This window comes from Thalassobacterium maritimum (assembly GCF_031127805.1).
GTDB lineage: Bacteria > Verrucomicrobiota > Verrucomicrobiia > Opitutales > Coraliomargaritaceae > Thalassobacterium > Thalassobacterium maritimum.
This window is the reverse complement of record NZ_JARXHW010000020.1, coordinates 34,306-49,259: the sequence shown is the minus strand read 5'-3', so window position 1 is coordinate 49,259 and position 14,954 is coordinate 34,306. Positions and strand designations below refer to the sequence as shown.

The 14,954-nt window shown below is 52.4% G+C and carries 12 protein-coding genes; 4 read left to right on the top strand and 8 right to left on the bottom strand.

All coding sequences use genetic code 11. From position 1 onward, the window contains the following. Positions 1-90: 90 nt before the first annotated feature. Both QEH52_RS10150 and QEH52_RS10145 read right to left on the bottom strand, forming a co-directional pair. Positions 91-786 carry a M50 family metallopeptidase gene (locus tag QEH52_RS10150; protein ID WP_308950190.1) on the bottom strand — a complete coding sequence of 232 codons (696 nt, stop codon included), beginning with the start codon at positions 784-786 and terminating at the stop codon, positions 91-93. A gap of 53 nt (positions 787-839) precedes the next feature. Beyond that, positions 840-1,100 (bottom strand): hypothetical protein, encoded by a 261-nt coding sequence (locus QEH52_RS10145; protein WP_308950187.1) that lies wholly within the window; start codon positions 1,098-1,100, stop codon positions 840-842. A gap of 140 nt (positions 1,101-1,240) precedes the next feature. On the opposite strand from QEH52_RS10145, the gene QEH52_RS10140 reads away from it, so the two are divergent. After that, positions 1,241-2,638 (top strand): AAA family ATPase, encoded by a 1,398-nt coding sequence (locus QEH52_RS10140; protein WP_308950186.1) that lies wholly within the window; start codon positions 1,241-1,243, stop codon positions 2,636-2,638. Between the two features lie 27 nt (positions 2,639-2,665). Then, positions 2,666-3,955, top strand: coding sequence for a tetratricopeptide repeat protein (locus tag QEH52_RS10135; protein ID WP_308950185.1), 1,290 nt, complete (start codon positions 2,666-2,668; stop codon positions 3,953-3,955). 123 nt (positions 3,956-4,078) lie between these two features. Here QEH52_RS10135 and QEH52_RS10130 read toward each other — a convergent pair whose 3' ends face one another. The 3 genes from QEH52_RS10130 to pncB are packed head-to-tail and all read right to left on the bottom strand — an operon-like array spanning position 4,079 to position 7,917. Next, positions 4,079-4,789 (bottom strand): NUDIX hydrolase, encoded by a 711-nt coding sequence (locus tag QEH52_RS10130; protein WP_308950184.1) that lies wholly within the window; start codon positions 4,787-4,789, stop codon positions 4,079-4,081. 6 nt (positions 4,790-4,795) lie between these two features. Beyond that, a complete protein-coding gene (gene nadE / locus QEH52_RS10125) occupies positions 4,796-6,757 on the bottom strand; it encodes an NAD(+) synthase (protein ID WP_308950182.1) in 1,962 nt (653 codons plus the stop codon). Further along, complete coding sequence (pncB, locus tag QEH52_RS10120; protein ID WP_308950181.1) at positions 6,754-7,917, bottom strand: nicotinate phosphoribosyltransferase; 1,164 nt, start codon at positions 7,915-7,917, stop codon at positions 6,754-6,756. The genes nadE and pncB overlap by 4 nt, the downstream gene beginning before the upstream one ends. A gap of 235 nt (positions 7,918-8,152) precedes the next feature. Between pncB and QEH52_RS10115 the strand changes: the two genes are divergently transcribed. Continuing rightward, positions 8,153-9,235, top strand: coding sequence for a beta-galactosidase (locus QEH52_RS10115; protein ID WP_308950180.1), 1,083 nt, complete (start codon positions 8,153-8,155; stop codon positions 9,233-9,235). 63 nt (positions 9,236-9,298) lie between these two features. Here QEH52_RS10115 and QEH52_RS10110 read toward each other — a convergent pair whose 3' ends face one another. Further along, positions 9,299-9,610 carry a hypothetical protein gene (locus QEH52_RS10110; protein WP_308950179.1) on the bottom strand — a complete coding sequence of 104 codons (312 nt, stop codon included), beginning with the start codon at positions 9,608-9,610 and terminating at the stop codon, positions 9,299-9,301. A gap of 267 nt (positions 9,611-9,877) precedes the next feature. Between QEH52_RS10110 and msrA the strand changes: the two genes are divergently transcribed. Continuing rightward, entirely contained in the window at positions 9,878-10,498 is a 621-nt protein-coding gene (gene msrA, locus QEH52_RS10105) for a peptide-methionine (S)-S-oxide reductase MsrA (RefSeq protein ID WP_308950178.1), read from the top strand. 38 nt (positions 10,499-10,536) lie between these two features. On the opposite strand, the gene QEH52_RS10100 is transcribed toward msrA, so the two are convergent. Then, on the bottom strand, positions 10,537-11,511 hold the full coding sequence (locus QEH52_RS10100) for a hypothetical protein (RefSeq protein ID WP_308950176.1): 975 nt from the start codon (positions 11,509-11,511) through the stop codon (positions 10,537-10,539). A 121-nt stretch (positions 11,512-11,632) separates the two neighbouring features. After that, positions 11,633-14,902: a M56 family metallopeptidase gene (locus QEH52_RS10095; protein ID WP_308950174.1), complete on the bottom strand. Its 3,270-nt coding sequence runs from the start codon at positions 14,900-14,902 to the stop codon at positions 11,633-11,635. Between the last annotated feature and the right edge of the window lie 52 nt (positions 14,903-14,954).

The window sequence follows — 14,954 nt, the reverse complement described above, 5'->3', positions numbered from 1 at the left end:
TTCTGCTTGCAAGAAGAATCCTCATCCGAAAAGCCCTATTCTCAAGTTCGCAGAAGGAGCGCTCCAACCTGAACTCTCTCAACTTAACTGCTAGTTCCGATAGGCCACCCAAATACTGAGGGTCAGTGTGGCAATAGAGAAGAGAATGGCAACGATGGCCCAGAACCAATGGGGCAACCAGAAAGCTTGCTCCATCTGGCCCGTATCCGAGAGCATGATATTTCCCACGATCGTCACCGATTCGGTAAAGAAATAATCGACATGTTGATAAAGGCTCATGGCGGCCTGAACACCCACCAGATTCACGACGAAATGTGAAACTTTGACGGAGCACTTGTGCGCGACCCACAAGACTAAGCTCCCCATCAACGGGATCACTAAAATACCATAAATAGATCGCACCCAGATGAGGCAAGAAAGCAACAAAGCCACGCCTAGGATCACGAGCAGAATCCGGGATCTTTTAGGGTGTGATGATGCCAGAATAAACAGGCCACCTGCGCTAGCGGGGCCGATCGGCCCCGCTAGCGCGATCAGTCCATGGGTTAATCTGGATGCCGTAACTGGTAAGGTATAGACAGCTAGGCCGCTGCCATTTTGATAGATTTCGAGCTGGAGAAACTTGCCCCCCAGCAGCCAAGCCATGAGGCCGTGCCCCATTTCATGAAACCAAGTGCTGAGAATAGTAAATGGGTAGATGAAGTAATGCCCTCCAGGCAATTGCCAAATAACCACGAGTCCCACAGCTAAGCCCACAAGTAGCCATGGCTCTTTTTTCGTATTCATTAAGGATTGGTTCGTGAGGGGAATGAGATTTTGAACAGGCGGAATTAATAATGTCACTTGCCGCGGAGCAAATATTTCAATGCGTCTAAAATACCCGCGTATTTCTGTGCACGCCCCGCGTAATGTTCCAGGACGTAGAACAAAAAATAGTAGAAGCGACAAGCGCTCCATCCAAATATAGCTAGCAATACAAAAGTCTCCCATCGAAAACTCTGCATTAATAAGCCAAACCCTGCGGTGAGCCCGACGAAGAGAAAGAGCAAGCCTTTAAAAATCAGTAGCTTTCGACTTTTGATGTCTTCAAAAATATTCATAACAAACACAGAGCATGATACTCGGCGAAATGCCGAAAGTATCACTCTCTTCTTTTAATGGCTGATAGCGAGCTTCATCGAAGCCCATACCTAATCTGAATTAGTTTGCCTTTTTCTGCGCCGACGGCTCCTTTCGGAATATGTCCAACGATCTCAACGCGCTCAAACAGGCTCTTCAATTTTCGCCTGATAACATACCCTTGAACCTACTGTATGCGCAAAGCTGCATCGACGAAGGCATGATCGACACGGCTGGCGAAGCTTACGAAAAAATCCTCTCACTCGAGAATGACCACCTCGACGCGCGACTGGGCTCGGCCCGCGTGGCACTCTTGCAAGGAAAACTCTCCCAAGCGGCCGTCCGCGCGGAACAGATCCTCCAGCAAAGCCCAAATTGCGGCGAGGCTTACATAATTCTCACCCACATACACATCAACGAAAGTGAGTATAGTCTGGCGCGTCAAAAATACACCAAAGCCATTGAACAAAACCCTTCGTTGAAAGACCCCGGCATTGAAGCAGATCTGAAGAACGCCCCCGAAACCGAGCGCCCCCAACGAATGGGTATCGGCGACGACGGCTCCTATGCCCAAACCGAAGCCCCAGACACACAGTATGAGGATTCCGACGACGAACCACGTGGCGGAGAAGCTTTCGACCTTGGGCTATCCGATTTCGAACGTCCAAAGTTGAACTTCAACGGCGTCGGCGGGATGGAAGCGCTCAAAGAAGAAATCCGCATGAAGATCCTTTACCCGATGCAGCACGCCGATCTCTTCAAGGCCTACGATAAGAAGATCGGCGGCGGCGTCCTACTCTACGGCCCCCCGGGCTGCGGCAAGACTCTGATTAGCAAAGCCACTGCCGGCGAAATCAAGGCCAACTTCATCGCCATCGGACTCCATCAGATCCTCGATATGTGGATCGGCAACTCCGAGAAGAACATTCACCGAATTTTCGAACTCGCCCGCAAAAACACGCCCTGTGTCCTCTTCTTTGACGAAGTCGATGCCCTCGCGGCCGATCGGCGCGACCTCCGCCAAAGTGCGGGGCGAAACCTGATCAACGCGTTTTTATCCGAGATGGACGGAGCACAATCCGAAAACGATGGCGTGCTTGTCCTCGGGGCGACCAATGCCCCCTGGCACCTCGACCCTGCATTCCGACGCCCTGGCCGCTTCGACCGTACCCTTTTCGTGCCCCCTCCTGACGCCCCGGGCCGAGCCGCTATCATCGACGTCATGCGTGCCGACAAACCGATCGAAGAGCTCAACGCAAAGGCACTGGCCCAAAAAACGCCCCAATTCTCCGGTGCCGACATCAAAGCCGTGTTCGACCTCGCGACCGAGTATGTGCTGACCGAAGCCATGAAGTCCGGCAAAGTGATCCCTCTCAAAACTGCAGACTTCATTAGAGCGGCCAAGCGCCACAAGCCAACCACCGCGAGCTGGTTCGATAGCGCGAAAAACTATGCGCTCTATTCCAACCAAGGCGGCATGTATGACGAAATACTCCAATACCTCGGCCTGCTCAAGTAGAGCATACAACCACCACTTTCCACACAGATGTCCGATTTCAACTCAAGCCCGGAAGCCGCCTACGAACGCGGCTGTCTACTCCGCAGCCAGCACCGCACCGACGACGCGATCCAAGCCTTTCAACATGCGCTCCAGCAGGCTCCCGACCATGCGGCAAGCTTGAGCATGCTCGCCCTTTGCTGGATCGAGAAGGAAAACTTCGCCGCAAACGCGATCGAGGCGGCCGAGCGCGCGGTCGCGGTCGAACCCGAAGATGCATTCGCCCGCTCGGTGCTCGCCATCGCGCTGAACAGCGGAGCCAAGTCCGGACAAAAGAAAAAAATACGGCATGCACTAAGCGTCGCACAGGAAGCAACCGAACTCGATCCCGATCTGGATCTCACCCACGCCGTCGAGGCCACCATACAACTCCGCCTTGAACGAAACGCCCAGGCTGAAGTCGCAGCCCGCCGGGCGCTGGCGATCAATTCGGAAAACACGATGGCAGGCGAGGCACTCTCCTCCGCCCTACTCCTCCAAAGCAAAAGCGCCGACAACGAAGAACTGATCGAGGCACAACTCCGCCGCAACCCCGACGACGACAGCACCCATTCCAGCGCTGGTTGGCAGGCTCTGATGTCCGGAGAGCACAAAAAAGCCAACCTGCACTTCACCGAAGCGCTGCGCTTAAACCCGATGAACGAGCACGCACGCCTCGGACTAATCGAGAGCTTCCGCGCACGCTCGGTGCCCTACCGCCTGCAGTTGCGGTTCGCAAACTTCATGAACCAGTTCACGTCGGGAAAACAAACCGCGATCCTCATCGGCGGCTTCATCTTCTATAAGATCGCCTATAACAGCGTTTCCGGATTTTCTCCAGTTTTGGGAAATGTAATCATCGGGCTTTGGCTCGTCTTCGCACTGTGGTCCCATCTGGCACGGGGGCTCAGCACTTTTTTTATCGTTCTGGACAAATTCGCCCGCCGCGCGCTCCGCACCATGGAACGTCTAGAAGGGATTGCCGTAGGAGGCTGCCTGGTCATGTCCTTACTCGCCATCCTCTCCGGGCTCGTAATCAACCCGACCGACGCGGGCCACCTCGCCCTGATTTTCCTATTCGCGGGCGTCTGCAACGCAGCCGCCTTAACGAACGATCATCATACCGGAAAATTCGCCTACTATGGAGTGGCGACTGTCAGCACCTTCGCGGCTTTTTATTTCGCGGCTTCAATCGCCTTGCCCGCGGGTCTCCCCAACGATAGCCCGATCTTCAGCCTGGGTCTCCTCGCCGGCGTCGCCGTGTCCTGGCTGCGCGGTCTCGGCGTAGGCTACAGCTAGTACTCTAACAAATAAATCTTTCACATCGAGTTAGTGTAGCGATAATGCGCTAGCGCCGTCGACCGAGACCGTGAAGCAGCTTTCTTCTGTTCATGTTTTCGAGGACGACAGGGATGCAATGGCTCAAAACCCGAAGGAGAGCCCCTCCTCCTTGAGCTGCTGATAACGCGCTTCGTCGAAGCGATACAACTGGCTCGGTTTACCACGGGGACTGGGAACAGTGCGGGTCGGGATCAACAGGCCAGTCGATTTTAGTTTCTTCTGGAAATTCCGTCGATCCAATTCGGTGCCGAGGATGACATCGTAAATACGCTTCAATTCAGACAGACTGAACTCCTCAGCCAACAGGCTCAGCCCGACAGGCTCATAGCTCAGCTTGGCTCTTAGCCGTTTGATCGCCATCTGAACAATTTGCTGGTGGTCGAAAGCCCAGCCGACTTCGGGCAGTTGATCGATATGAAACCATTGCGCCGTCCGAGAATCCTGCCCCCATGAAAGAGGCTCCTCACTCTCGGCGATCAGCGCAAAATAACTGATACTAAAGGCACGCTTTCGCGGGTCACGATCGGGCGCACCAAAGGTATAAAGCTGCTCCAAATACTCGACCTTCAAACCCATGTCTTCTTCGAGCTTCCGCAAGCAAGCAGACTCCGGCGTTTCTTTCTCTAAAATCGGCCCTCCAGGCAGACTCCAACAATCCTGGAACGGCTCAACCGCACGCATAATGAGCGGGATATACACCGCCTGGTTCATATAGGCAAAGATGACGCTATCCACGGATACAATAAACGAGGATAACTCTGTCGGTCTGGCTGCTTTTCTAGATGATGGCATAGTCGCTTAATTTCCTTTCAAAGTGAAAACAAAAGCCTCCAACTCCGCAAGCTCGTCGATATAACCTCCGGAAAGGATTGGATATCGGCACCAACTGCGCGGATCGAGATTCTCGTCGTCGACATGAAAACTCGGAGCGTACCGCTCCCGTTTCCATTGATTACGACTCCACAAACTAAAGTAGCGCTTCAACCACGCGAATGTCTGCTCCGCACTTGCCCCCTCGACTTCATCCTGCAAGCAATCAAAGATGGCGCGGGGGCTCTTTTTTTGCACCACTGCTAACTTTTGAATACGATTCAGAATGGGATAAGGCATCAAGTCTTCCTCATCCGTTTGGTCGGCACTGAGTGGGCGCAGCTCCGCTGTCGGGTTGAGACCGTTGACAATCTGCAAACTCGGCAAGTGCTCCCGCTCCGCCCAAACCAACCATTGCCGCAGGAATGTTTTATCAATCCCAGCGACCGGCGACAGACTCCCCGCCGTATCCCCGTCCATGGTACAATACCCCACCGCTGCTTCACTGCGGTTGCTGGTCGAGAGCAAGAGGTAGTTACTGGCATTGGCCATCGCCCAAATTCCCGGCGCTCGGCAGCGGGCCTGAATATTCTGTCGACTAATATCATCGGTCTCCCAGTTGAGCGGACGCCCGAGGTAACCACTGAGAATCGTCTCGTACTCATCGACCAGGGCTTGCACGTTGATCGAGACGAATTGCGCGCCCGTCTCCTCCGCTAAGACACGAGCCGCGTCTTCCGTCGTGTCCGAGCTATTGATCGTGCCCTGATACGCACAGACACAGATGCGCCGCATCAAGGCCTCAGTCGTCGTATCCGCATCTCCTAAGAGTTGCCGCACATAAGGGTGTTGAGGGTTCTCCTGCAGCACTGTCTTCGCCATCAGATAAACCAAAGCCAGGCAGGCGGCCGAATCAGCACCGCCACTGAGCGAAATCGCAAATCCATTTGTGCGCGCCTTACGCATATAGTCGAATAGTCCCAGCGTGACGGCACGGTAAAACTCCTCGTTTTGTGTGTAAGCTGTGCGCATCGGCACGGCTTTCGTAAAGGCGGCCTCCGTCCATACCTGCCACTCGCTCACACTGAGACGCTCGACTGCATCAAATGCAGGACGATAGCTAGCCTGACGGTTTCGGTTCACTCGATTCGCTTCCACATCGACCACTGCATCAATCAGTAAGTAGTCTTGGAACTGAAAAGGCTCCGTGCGTGCAACAATCGCACCTTGTGTCGCGATCAGGCAATCACCGTCGTAAATCGCACGCCCAGCTTCGTTGCCGATCAGATTAGCATAGACATAGACACAATGGAAGGCGCGTGAGCCCTCCTGAACAAAACGCTCGCGAATCCGACTCTTTCCAAACGAAAAATGACTCGCCGATGGATTCAAAATAACATCCACCGCCCGCTGAGCCAACTCCACACCTGGGCGGCCAGCCACCCAAGCATCTTCACAAATCTCGAAGCCTACCCGAAGCCCATCGATTTCGAAGACGAGATCTCCAATCAAGCAACGGCCTCCATCAAAATCATAGTGTTCTACGTGTCCGCTCGGCCATGCCTTAAAAAAACGTGGCTCATAGTGAATACCATCACCCGCTAGATTTTGTTTCACCGCAAAGCCAAGCAACTCTGCATTCACCACCACCGCGATCGCGTTGTAAGTTGCCCCATGCCTACGAATGGGCAGCCCCACCGTGACCGCGATCTCACGCGTGGCTGGAATGATTTTTTCCAACAGAATACGCATAGCCCACTCGGAGACATAGGGTGCATGAAACTCATCCTCACAGCCATAGCCCGTAGTCACCAGTTCGGGCAAACAGAGCAAACCCAAACCTCGCCGCTTCGCTTCGTCGATCACCGCAAGAATCATGTCGGTATTCCCGCTCCAATCCTTTGGCGTTGTATTGAGCGCAGCGGCTCCGATGTGTATGTGCTTTCTCATGCTAATTTTACGGCTGCTGCTTGTATCGCCTCAAGACTACGTTGTACAGCCAGCGGATCGCCACTCGCCTTGATTGGATTGTCGCTGATCTTCGCCACCTCCACTCCGTCCACCTCATACAACTTGATCACGATGTTCAGCGCACGACTATCGCCAAAGTCATTAGTGAAATGAGTCCCGATACCGAACCAAGCCTTCGTCCGTCCAGCAACATGACGATTGATCTCGACTGCTTTGTCCACATTCAGGCTATCACTAAAAACAATTCCCTTTTCAGCCGGATCGATACCTTCATCGGCATAGAATTGAAGCACCTTATCAGCAAATCCCAAGGGACATTCACTATCGTGCCGCAAGGCATCGTAAGTCTGCGCAAGGCGGCCGCGAATGTTTTGCAGGAAGAACTCAGTTGTATACGTATCTGTCAGGGCAGTATCCAACTGCCCCTGATAGACCTCAAGCCAAGCATCTAAGGCGACTTGATTCGCGGTCTCTACCCGCCCTAAGCCTGCGTGCCCCATAATCCACTCGTGCGCCATCGTCCCAATCGGACGCAATCCATACTTCATCGCAAAATGCAGATTACTAGTGCCGCCAAAAGTCCCGCCCACGTCATTAAAAGCAGCTACGACCGCATCCTGATACGCATAACTACGACGACGGCGTGTGCCAAAGTCGAAAAAGTTACAACCCTCTGCACTTAAACGCCTCCCCTTTTCAGCTGTCTTCTTAGCATACCCACTTAACTCACTTGTCCAATTCGTATCCACCACCTCAAAATAAACCTCACTGATGATGGCCATCAAGGGGACTTCCCAGAGGATCGTATTCACCCATGTTCCTTCAATCCATAAATGCAAATGCCCGTCTTCGAACTCAACTTTCACGTCTTCCGCGCTAAGCGTAAAGCCACGCAAGAATTCAATAAAATCAAAGCGAATAAAAGGTAACTCTGCTAAAAATTGCAATTCTCCCTCCGTCAAGCAGCAGTCCGCCAATCGCATGATGCGCTCACGTATTATATGAACCGCCTCTTCAGTAAAGACATCCTCCCGGCGACGATTAATAAATTGATAACGCACGCGTGCCTTAGGATATTTTAACCAAACAGCCTGCATCATCGTAAACTTGTAAAGATCGTTGTCCAATAGAGTGTTCATTAACAAATACAAAAGTGTATTTTTTACACTTATCAAGCTTAAATTAAACTATACGTCTTTACGAGAACTTGTATCGCAATCCACAAACCATCCACATTTACATTAATTGGGATACTAAACCGTCCAAATTAATGTAAATACGGACGTTTCAGTGCTCAAAAATACAGCGCCATTAATACTCATGAACGTTCGTTAACACTTAAAACTTTTTCGCCTAACGCACGATTTACTTCACATGGCTCAATCCATGCATCAAAAATGCCCAACCTACTGGCTCCTGACGACTTTGTTCCTCAGCCTCGCATGTTCCGCATCCTCCGCATGGGCGGTGTATAAACCGACGGGCGTCTTTTCCAGCTCGGGCGCGTCCCAATCAAACATCTATCAGAACCCTGAATTACGCGGCGTTTTAATTCGAACCGGCTGGTCGAAGCTCGAGCCTCGCCCAGGCGAATTTGATTTCAGCCACCTGGACGCCCAAGTGGCCAATGCTCAAAAACATGGCGTGCACTGGTCCCTCGCGGTCGCGGGCGGCGCTACCGCCAGCCCGGCCTGGCTGATCGATACGCTGCAGGCCGACTTCGTCCAAATCAGCTTTCGCGGAAAGTCGCGCTATCGCCTCCCTCTATACTGGGATCCCATCGCGCAAGCACGGCTGGCGCTGCTGGCACAGGAACTAGCCGAGCGCTATCAAGGCGATCCCACACTCGCGCTTGTCTATGTCACTCAAATGACGAGTAACGGCATCGAAGGACATCTCAATGGTGTCGACATGAACACAATGCGAGAGGCTGGCTACACAGATGATAAGTGGGTGAACGCCTGCAAACAAGCGTTTGCACGCAGTTTCGCCGATGCCTTTAAGAACAAAGCCATCGCAATCGAACTCCATGAGTTGAATGGCAGCGCGGCCGTGCCGACGCGCATCATGAATGAGTTGTGGGCCGATCCCTCCCTGGAAAAACGCGTCGGCGTCGGCCTATGGTGGCTCTCCGGTAAAACTCACTACCAGGCGGGACTGATTGACGCATTGACCGCCTACCCGGGCGACATTTATGCACAGGTCATTGGACGCTCGGACCAAAGCCACCGCTTCGAATCCGGCGACTACAGCCACGTCTTCGAGCAAGCCAAGCAGATCGGCATCCGCTACATTGAACCCTGGGAATATGAATTTCGCAGCTCCGGCAGATCCGCACAGGGCAAATGGAACAGCGCCATGGCCGACTTCAACCAATGGGCGGATACACACTATCGCGATACGCCTGCAAATGAATCCGCGACCCGTTGCCCCGCTTCAGGCACACAAAAAAAGTGATCAACCCAGCGCAGCTGGATTGATCACTGATAAATAGCGCGAGGCTTGAGCAATAATGAGTGACTAGGCTGCCGATTCGACAGGAGACGACAGAATGGCAGCATATTCATGCTCACAAGTCGTCGCAATATCACCCGCTGCTTTAAGCAAGGCCCGTTCTGGCAAAATTTCCATACGCACGACAGCAGATGGCTTCGGATGCTTGGTGTTCGATGTGATCACCGTCATGCCAGGACATTTCATAAACTTGCCGACATATTCCATAAAACTCACCAGGTCCGCCTCATGAGCAAATGGAAACGCACGCTGCAACTGTAAGGCTCCATCTCGTAATTCGATGACCCAGTTGGCGATAGCAGCGTTTGTGCGTTTCATATTGTCCTCCGTTTTTGATTGTTATGTCTTTTATTTTTTTGCCGCAGTTGTGCGACGAATGGTGACATACCATCTTTCATGCCAATTTCAAATGGAGCTCATAGATTCATACAAAAGCGTAAGTTTATTACGGAGTATCCATCAACCCATCTTGCAAAAATCCATGTAAAAAGCTCAAAAAACACTGCAAACTGCATGCTTTAGGATGCGCTCACAAAAAGACTCCGTGAAAGTGGAATTATTTTTCAGCTAATGCATCTTACCCCCATGAAACACACCCTCTCCCTCTTCACCATCGCTGCCCTTTCACTCTTAGCCATTGGCTGTTATGCCAGCAAAACTGAGAAAGATCTCCACCCCGCCAGCGTCGAAGTGCCCAAGGGCATGCAAACCGCAGTCGTCGGCGCAGGTTGTTTTTGGTGCGTGGAAGCCTTTTTCGAAAGTTTAGAAGGCGTAAACGAGGTCGTGAGCGGCTACGCCGGCGGCAGCGAAGCCTCGCCCACCTATTACCAAGTCGCCCGCGGCGAGACCTCGCATGCCGAAGTCGTGCAAATCATTTATGATCCCGAAGTGATCCCCTATCGCAAGCTGATCGATTTCTTTTGGACCACCCACGATGCCACCCGCAGCGACGGCGTCTGGCCCGACTTCGGTTCGCAGTATCGCAGCATTTTACTTTATCAAAACGAGGCAGAGCGCGAAGCCATCGCAAGCAGTCGCCAGGCCTACGAATCCAAAACGGGCAATAAAGTCGCGACCGAGATCAAGGCGCTCAACACCTTTTACCCCGCCGAAAGCTATCACCAGAACTACGCCGAAAACAACCCGAACGACCGCTACGTCGTCGGCGTCTTAAATCCTAAATTGAAAAAGCTGGGCTTAAAATAGTGCACACTGGGATGGGCTGCTTTAGCTGCCCCCTCATTCTACCAATTTTCATAAAAATAGATCACTCGACCATCGGCCAGATGAATCGCAATTCCAGCAATAGAGCCGTGATTCCACTTAAAGCCCTCATTTTTGTATGGGCTGGCAAGTGTGTAAAATATACGAAAACCTTTAGGAAGTGAATATGCATTGTCCGAAGTATGGTAGCCGATGCTTGGAGTCTCTTCATCCACATCTGCCCGAATGCTGACTGAGGTCGATTGACCTATATCTTTATAGGCGAGCGCATCTCCCATCATGCGTTCATGCAATTTCACCACAGCCTTAGGTAGCATTCGCTCTTCCAAATGAAAATGCCCTCCACCCTGTAAAAATTTAGGTTGAAATGAGAGTTGATAACGCGATGAATCGTTTTCAATCTCCTTTGGGAAGTGCGCTACATAGCTCGAACCAACATCAGCGAGTAGCGACTCATATTTGCCAAGGTCGGTCGTTTCCTTAACTCCGATTGACTCGATCCGATTAGGCAAGCGCTTCAACTCATCAAAGAGCGCCAAAGGCAGATCATTTGCTAAAGATTCGGCAATTTCTTCACTCGTCCCTTTCAGTAAATAATGAGAATCAACTTGCTCGAACCGTCCCCGCCCCTTGGCACTCTCTTTTATCAACTGATTGTAATCAGGAATAAAGAGCCGGATCGTATCCCCCTCCTTCTCAACAATGAAAGCGTACCAATAATCATTTAGTATTGGATCCACTTGCCTCTGACTCACATCAGACAACTTCAGGTTGAGAAAGATATGATCGCTTCCCTTTCGAAGCAGCCCCGTTGTCGATTTAAGAGCGAAATTGTTCTTATTATTTCCACCTACTACAAATATCTCGACCTCCCCTGCTAAAGAATCTGTCGCATCGATATGAAAAGCTTCGTTCGTGCCCACCCAAGTACCGCCCCACCCCTTTCCCTTACTGCGGAGAATTTCGCCTCCCGCAGGCTCCTCGGTGACCACCATACAACTAGTCAAAAAAAATGCGGTTGAGAGTATTAATATGAATCTAATCAGGGTAAGCATACAGGCATAGTGCTTACACAGCCAACGATTCGATGTCTAGCAAACTAAATTCATAGCACTCTCACTCTACCTCAACTGGCACGAGCTTCTCCCACTCATAGAGCTCGATCTTGACCTCGACCACTTCATCGCGATCGGTGTGAGCGATCGCCTCATAACCTGAAGCCATGCGCCCGCTCCGCGAAGCAACCTTAAACTCGCCCGGCGGAAGGTTTGTAAATTCGAAACGCCCCTGCGCATCTGTAAGCTCGGCATCAAACGAAAAGGGGAATGCACCCGCTTGATACTCACTGCGACTGGCATATACTTCGGCTCCTGGAATCACCTTGCCAGTTCCTGCTTCGATCACAACACCGCTCATCCGATGGCCAGGCTTAAGTTGGATCACCTGCTCCTTCTCACGAAGATTCAAACGAGACTTGATCGGCTGATAGCCTGCAACAGAGTCGACCGTAATATAATAAGTACCCTCCACCTCGCTGTTCACCGAATCCAGACGGAAGCGCCCTTCGCGATCCGTGCGAGGACCCGAACGCGAAAAACTGTGCCCCTCGTTCGGCTCAAAACTAAACTGAGTCGTCGCCATCGCAATCGCTTCACCGCGCTCATTGATGACTCTGCCGCTGATCGTCTCTCCCACGGGCATTTCCATTCGAATACGTCGCACCGGCAGCGCCTCAGTCAAATCTATCGACTCAGAAAGTAAATGCGTGTATCCACGCGATGCAGATATCACATAGCTGCCCCCCAGCGGCAGTGGACTGGCCAAGAATTCATTATCCTGATCATGACTACTCGATGCATTTTTTACTTTGATGCTTAGGGAGCTGCGCTTCGTCTGCTCGTTCGAGTTTTCAGTCTCAAAAACTCCGATTAATAAATTGGAAGGCACGCTCCCATCAGGCTCAAGAATCCTCCCGGCGATCGCTCCCGCACGCTGCGTTTCGACCTCGTGTATAAAAGGCTCAGAAGATACAGACGAAGGCACTTCAATTCGATACTCACGCTCAAACCAGTAGCCACGCAATCCTTCGGGCTCGAGCTCTATTTGGTTCGGAACTGGAAGCTCGAACTGAGCCACGCCAGCAACCACTTCGACCAAACGCTGCGTTCTTCGTCGCGCCTGCCCTTTCACGATCGGGCTCTGATCAAAACGAACACTCAATCGTCCTTCCGCCAGCGGCTCACCTACCGGGGTTTGAAAACGTACTTCAACCGGCCTCAATACATACTCCAGCGCCGGATCAATCGCGGATGCCCCAAGCGACGCCTGCACCGCCCCCGATGTCAAATATTGCCCTGGCTGAAAACTTAAATCGATTTCACCTAACTTTAGATCAATCTGAGAACGCCACTTGGGGCTGAATTCAAACTGCAGCACCCCATCCTGCACAGCCGCACTCATAGTCTCACGCTCTCTGCCCGATGACGTATGATCCTCATAGCTAAATGAATAACTGATCGTATACTCAACTTTGCCCTCAGCATCCAACAACGAATCCGGTACGCCTGCGACCTGAAAAGATAGCACAGGCCGCGGCTTCAAATCGAGGCTGACGTCCTCTCCAGCTAAACAGGGCCCGACGATTTCGCCCATATATCCCGGCTTCGACACCCCGAAGTAATATCGCCCTGCGTCGTTCAAAGTATTCATGACTGCCACGCCCTCCACTGAGCTGACAATTGGCTTCTCCGCACCGAGCGCAGCCATATGCATCCCCGCGGAGAAGTCCCGCGATAAAACTTCGACTTGGGCCCCCGCAAGCGCTTCTCCGCTCTCAGCCGCATGCACATGCAGCCTTAGAGGCTGACTCGGCTGAAGCACTAAGTCATACACCTCGCCAGGTTGTAACCGCAGATCTCGCAAAGACATCTCTTGATAACCTGCAATCCGACATGAAACCTTTAGAGGCAAATCACCTAAGTCCTCCAATTGCACCAAACCATTGGCATCGGCTTCTGCCGAATCAAGCCGCCCCGAAGGCCCCACATCCCATTGGTAGTCCACCTTCGCATTTGAAATAGGCTCCCCCCCAGAATCCATCAGGCGCAGTTGTGCATTATAACCTTCCTGCAGTTGAAACTTCATTTCCCGTTGTGTTTCACGGACCGTACCTAAATCCACATACAAGGGCGCCCATCCTTCCGCCAACACGAGTAACGAAACATCTCCCGGCTTGACAATAAAATCAAAACGACCTGCGTGCCTCGCTTGCTCCGAACTTAACATAGAGCCTCGTCCAAATCGTGAGTAACAATAAATTTGCACCGTCCCTGCCGGCGGCGTGCCGTCGGGGCACAGCGCTTGACCCGACAGAATCAAGGGCTTGCTAGCTGCCACATCTTGGTCAAAAGACTCCACCGCATACTGCGGATACACCTCGTGCACTGTATTCACCTGTTCAATACGCTCATCGGGAGTCAGCGCCTTAACTGCCGAACGCGCCGTCCACTGCAATAGGACTGCGACCGAAAAAACCCCGACAAAGATCAAGCATAACATCGGCATTCGCAAACGTAATTCCGGCGACGAAGTGGGCCGGAGCAATCGTTTCACCCGATCAAGTAAAGTGCCCGACTTTGCGTCACCAGCAAACGAAAGCTGAGCGGCATCCGCAGGCACAAGCTGCCCCGCCGCGACCTCAGTCAATGCTTGCACATAGATCGATCGCTGCCCAGTCGCCTCTACAGCCATGGCATCACAGGCAGCTTCACGCTCTTGCCGCACCTGTCCACTCACCCACCACAAAAACGGGTTAAAGAACAAAAAGGCTTCTGCGATCAATTGCAGGAAATTCACGATCGGATCGCAGCGCTTAATATGTGCTAATTCATGCGCCAGGATTGCTTCGATGTGTTCCGGGTTCAGCGCGGTCAACTGACTCAAGGGAAGCAATATCACAGGCTTGAACAAGCCACAGACCGCCGGCACCTGACACAGTCCGCTCTTCAGCACAGGCACCATACGACGCAAACCAATGCGCTCACTGAGAACAGCTAACTCGACGCATTCGATCGGCTCTGCATCTCGACGTAAGTTGCGTGCGCCACGCACCGAAGCAATCACACGAACCATACCAACGACAGTACCGAGCACCAAGCAGGCGAAGACGTACATGGCCCAGCTTCTGCGCCTTTCCTCGACCTCTCCCAGGCTCTGCCATGCATCAATTTCTGCCAACATGACTGGCTCCTCAGACGCCCCTTCCATCAACGACGGCGAAGCAGCCGCCGCAGCAGCCAAGGTCGGCTGCGGCGGCGCACTCCGAGAAACCACGTCTTCGGACGTCGTTAAAATCGCCAGCCCCACTGGCAATGATGCACAAATCATCAATAACACGCACAAGGAAATGCCATAGCGCACATGATAGCGTCGCGCTGGT

Excerpts from the sequence above, each read along its gene's own strand:
- QEH52_RS10150 (WP_308950190.1), bottom strand. The coding sequence starts at position 786 with ATGAATACGAAAAAAGAGCCATGGCTACTTGTGGGCTTAGCTGTGGGA.
- nadE (WP_308950182.1), bottom strand. The coding sequence starts at position 6,757 with ATGAGAAAGCACATACACATCGGAGCCGCTGCGCTCAATACAACGCCA.
- QEH52_RS10130 (WP_308950184.1), bottom strand. The coding sequence starts at position 4,789 with ATGCCATCATCTAGAAAAGCAGCCAGACCGACAGAGTTATCCTCGTTT.
- QEH52_RS10110 (WP_308950179.1), bottom strand. The coding sequence starts at position 9,610 with ATGAAACGCACAAACGCTGCTATCGCCAACTGGGTCATCGAATTACGA.
- QEH52_RS10115 (WP_308950180.1), top strand. The coding sequence starts at position 8,153 with ATGGCTCAATCCATGCATCAAAAATGCCCAACCTACTGGCTCCTGACG.
- QEH52_RS10145 (WP_308950187.1), bottom strand. The coding sequence starts at position 1,100 with ATGAATATTTTTGAAGACATCAAAAGTCGAAAGCTACTGATTTTTAAA.
- QEH52_RS10135 (WP_308950185.1), top strand. The coding sequence starts at position 2,666 with ATGTCCGATTTCAACTCAAGCCCGGAAGCCGCCTACGAACGCGGCTGT.
- QEH52_RS10095 (WP_308950174.1), bottom strand. The coding sequence starts at position 14,902 with ATGATTTGTGCATCATTGCCAGTGGGGCTGGCGATTTTAACGACGTCC.
- pncB (WP_308950181.1), bottom strand. The coding sequence starts at position 7,917 with ATGAACACTCTATTGGACAACGATCTTTACAAGTTTACGATGATGCAG.
- msrA (WP_308950178.1), top strand. The coding sequence starts at position 9,878 with ATGAAACACACCCTCTCCCTCTTCACCATCGCTGCCCTTTCACTCTTA.
- QEH52_RS10140 (WP_308950186.1), top strand. The coding sequence starts at position 1,241 with ATGTCCAACGATCTCAACGCGCTCAAACAGGCTCTTCAATTTTCGCCT.
- QEH52_RS10100 (WP_308950176.1), bottom strand. The coding sequence starts at position 11,511 with ATGGTGGTCACCGAGGAGCCTGCGGGAGGCGAAATTCTCCGCAGTAAG.